1 protein-coding gene is annotated in these 3,792 nt (G+C 72.9%); it reads left to right on the plus strand.

What is annotated here, in order from left to right; genetic code table 11:
* Nucleotides 1-3,792, plus strand: a 3,792-nt coding sequence (locus ACWGJ5_RS46450) for a type I polyketide synthase (RefSeq protein ID WP_453315623.1), incomplete at both ends; no start/stop codon positions are given.

The raw sequence follows: 3,792 nt of genomic DNA on the forward strand, positions 1-3,792 counted from the left end.
TACGCGGCGGGGAACACCTTCCTGGACGCGGTGGCCGAGCACCGCAGGGCCGAGGGTCTGCCGGCGGTGTCGCTGGCGTGGGGTCTGTGGGACACTGCCGACGGCATGGGCGGCGCACTCGCCCGCACCGACCGTGAACGCATCCAGCGGGGCGGCATCACCGCGCTCACCGTCGACACGGGCCTCGCCCTCTTCGACCGCGCGGTCGGCCGGTCCGCCGAACCGGCCGCCGACGCCCTGCTGGTGCCCGTCCCCCTGGACCCGGCGGCGCTGCGGGCGCAGGCGAGCACCGGGATGCTGCCGGCGCTGCTGCGTGGCCTGGTGCGGGTACCGGTCCGACGTACGGCCGCGGCCGCGGACGCGGCCGCCGCTGGCGAACTGGCGCAGCGGCTCACCGGCCGCCCCGCCGAGGAGCAGCAGGCGGCCCTGCTGGAGCTGGTGCGCGGCCAGGTGGCGGCGGTCCTCGGACACCCCTCACCGGACACGATCGAGGCCGGCCGGGCCTTCAAGGAACTCGGCTTCGACTCGCTGACCTCCGTCGAGCTGCGCAATCGGCTCGGCACGGCCATCGGGCAGCGGCTGCCCGCCACCCTGGTCTTCGACCACCCGACTCCGCTCGCCCTGGCCGAGTACCTGCGCTCCGAGCTCCTGGGCGGCGCAACCGACGCAGAACGGGCCGAGACCGGCGTCACCGGCCCGATCACCGACGACGAGCCGATAGCGATCGTCGGCATGAGCTGCCGCTACCCCGGCGGCGTGCAGACCCCGGAGGACCTGTGGAACCTGGTCCTGGGCGGCGTCGACGCCATCAGCGAGTTCCCGCAGGGACGCGGCTGGGACCTGGCGGCGCTGTACGACCCGGACCCGGACGGCAAGGGCACCAGCTACACCCGTGAGGGCGGCTTCCTGCACGACGCGGGCGAGTTCGACCCGGCGTTCTTCGGCATCAGCCCGCGCGAGGCGGTGGCGATGGACCCCCAGCAGCGGCTGCTGCTGGAAACCACCTGGGAGGCGTTCGAACGCGCCGGGATCGATCCGGCCACGATGCGTGGCAGCCGGACGGGTGTCTTCGCGGGCATCATGTACCACGACTACGCCACCCGGATCACCTCCGTGCCCGACGGCGTCGAGGGCTACCTCGGCACCGGCAACTCCGGCAGCATCGCCTCCGGCCGCGTCGCCTACGCCTTCGGCCTCGAGGGCCCGGCGGTCACCGTCGACACGGCCTGCTCGTCGTCGCTCGTCGCGCTTCACTGGGCGATCCAGGCGCTGCGCAGCGGCGAGTGCTCCATGGCGCTGGCGGGCGGCGTGACGGTCATGTCCACTCCCGGCACCTTCACCGAGTTCAGCCGCCAGCGCGGGCTCGCGGCCGACGGCCGCATCAAGTCGTTCGCGGCGGCCGCCGACGGGACCAGCTGGTCGGAGGGCGCAGGCATGCTGCTCGTGGAACGGCTCTCCGACGCCCGCAGGAACGGCCACCCGGTCCTCGCCGTCGTTCGCGGCAGCGCCATCAATCAGGACGGCGCGAGCAACGGCCTCACCGCGCCGAACGGCCCGTCCCAGCAGCGCGTCATCCGTCAGGCACTGGCGGGCGCGGGCCTGGCCGGCGACCAGATCGACGTGGTGGAGGCGCACGGTACGGGTACGACGCTGGGTGACCCGATCGAGGCGCAGGCGCTGCTGGCCACCTACGGCAAGGCTCGGGCCGAGGAGACGCCGTTGTGGCTGGGCTCGGTCAAGTCGAACATCGGTCACACGCAGGCCGCGGCCGGTGTCGCCGGGATCATCAAGATGGTGATGGCGATGCGGCACGGTGTGCTGCCGCGGACCCTGCACGTGGACGAGCCGACCCCGCACGTGGACTGGTCTGCGGGTGCGGTGGAGCTGCTGACCGAGGCGCGGGAGTGGCCGGAGACCGGCCGTCCCCGCCGGGCGGCGGTCTCCTCCTTCGGCATCAGCGGCACCAACGCCCACACCGTCCTCGAACAGGCGCCCTCCGATGAGCCGGCACCTGCCGTCCGGACGGAGCCGGCACCGAGGGCCACCCCCCTGGTACTCACCGCCAAGACCGCCGACGCGCTGCACGCCCAGGCCCAGCGGCTGAGGGACCGCATGGCGGCCGACCCGGACCTCCCGCCCGTCGACGTCGGCTACTCGCTGGCCACCGGACGGGCGGCCTTCGACCACCGCGCGGCGGTCGTCGGCACCGACCGGGACACCCTCCTCGCCGGCCTGACGGCTCTCGCCGAGGACGGGACGGCCACGGGCCTGGTGCGCGCCACGGCCACCACGGGCAAGCTGGCCTTCCTGTTCACCGGTCAGGGCAGCCAGCGGCTGGGGATGGGCCGGGAGCTGTACGACGCCTACCCCGTGTTCGCCCAGGCCCTGGACGAGGTCCTCACTCACTTCGAACTGCCCGTGCGTGAGGCGCTGTTCGGTGACGATGCCGAGCTGATCGACCGGACGGCGTACACGCAGCCCGCGTTGTTCGCGGTGGAGGTGGCGCTGTTCCGGCTGCTGGAGTCGTGGGGTGTGCGCCCCGACTTCGTCTCCGGTCATTCGATCGGTGAGATCGCGGCCGCGCACTGTGCGGGTGTGCTGTCACTGGAGGACGCGTGCACCCTGGTCGCCGCGCGTGGCCGGCTGATGCAGGAGCTGCCTTCCGGTGGTGCGATGGTGGCCGTCCAGGCCACCGAGGACGAGGTCACCCCGTACCTGTCGGACACCGTGAGCATCGCCGCGGTCAACGGCCCCACCTCCGTGGTCGTCGCCGGTGACGAGGACGCCGTACTGGACATCGCCGCTTCCTTCGCGGCGCAGGGGCGCAGGACGAGGCGGCTGACGGTCAGTCACGCCTTCCACTCCCCGCACATGGACCCGATGCTGGCCGACTTCCGGAAGGTCGCCGAGGGACTGTCCTACGCCCCTGCACGCATCGCGGTCGTGTCGAACCTGACCGGCGCCGTGGTGACCGCCGAGGACATCACCGAACCGGAGTTCTGGGTGCGGCACGTGCGTGAGGCGGTCCGCTTCCACGACGGCGTACGCGCCTTGGAGACCGAGGGCGTCACCACCTTCCTCGAACTCGGCCCGGACGGCGTGCTGTCGGCCATGGGCCAGGAGTGCGTCACGGGCGAGGACCGCGCGTTCGCACCCGTGCTGCGCAAGGGACGTCCCGAGACGGAGACGCCGGTGTCCGCGCTGGCCATGGCGTTCGTCCGCGGTGTGCCACTGGACTGGCGGGCCTTCTTCGCCGCCACCGACGCCCGCCGCGTGGAACTGCCCACCTATCCGTTCCAGCGGGAGTGGTACTGGCTGGACTCGGCCGCCCCGGCGGGCGGTCCCGCCGACGCGGCCGGGCTGGGCCTCGAGACCGCCGATCACCCGCTGCTGGGTGCCGCCGTGGAACTGCCCGACACGGACGGCTTCCTGTTCACCGGTCGGTTGTCGGTGGAGACGCAGCCGTGGCTGGCCGATCACGCGGTCATGGGTGCGGTGCTGCTGCCCGGCACGGCGTTCGTCGAAATGGCACTGCACGCCGGCGAACAGGTCGGCTGCGGGCACGTCGAGGAGCTGACCCTTGAGGCGCCGCTCGTCCTGCCCGAACAGGGCGGAGTGCAGCTGCGTCTCTCCGTCGGTGCCGACGACGGGGACGGCCGCCGCCCGCTGACGCTTTATTCACGAGCGGAAGGCACCGCGGCGGAGGAGCCGTGGGTGCGGCATGCCACGGGTGTGCTGGCGGAGGGTGCGGGTGGTGTGTCCCCGGTTGATCTGGGGGTGTGGCCGCCTCGG

Source organism: Streptomyces sp. NPDC054783, from assembly GCF_053611725.1.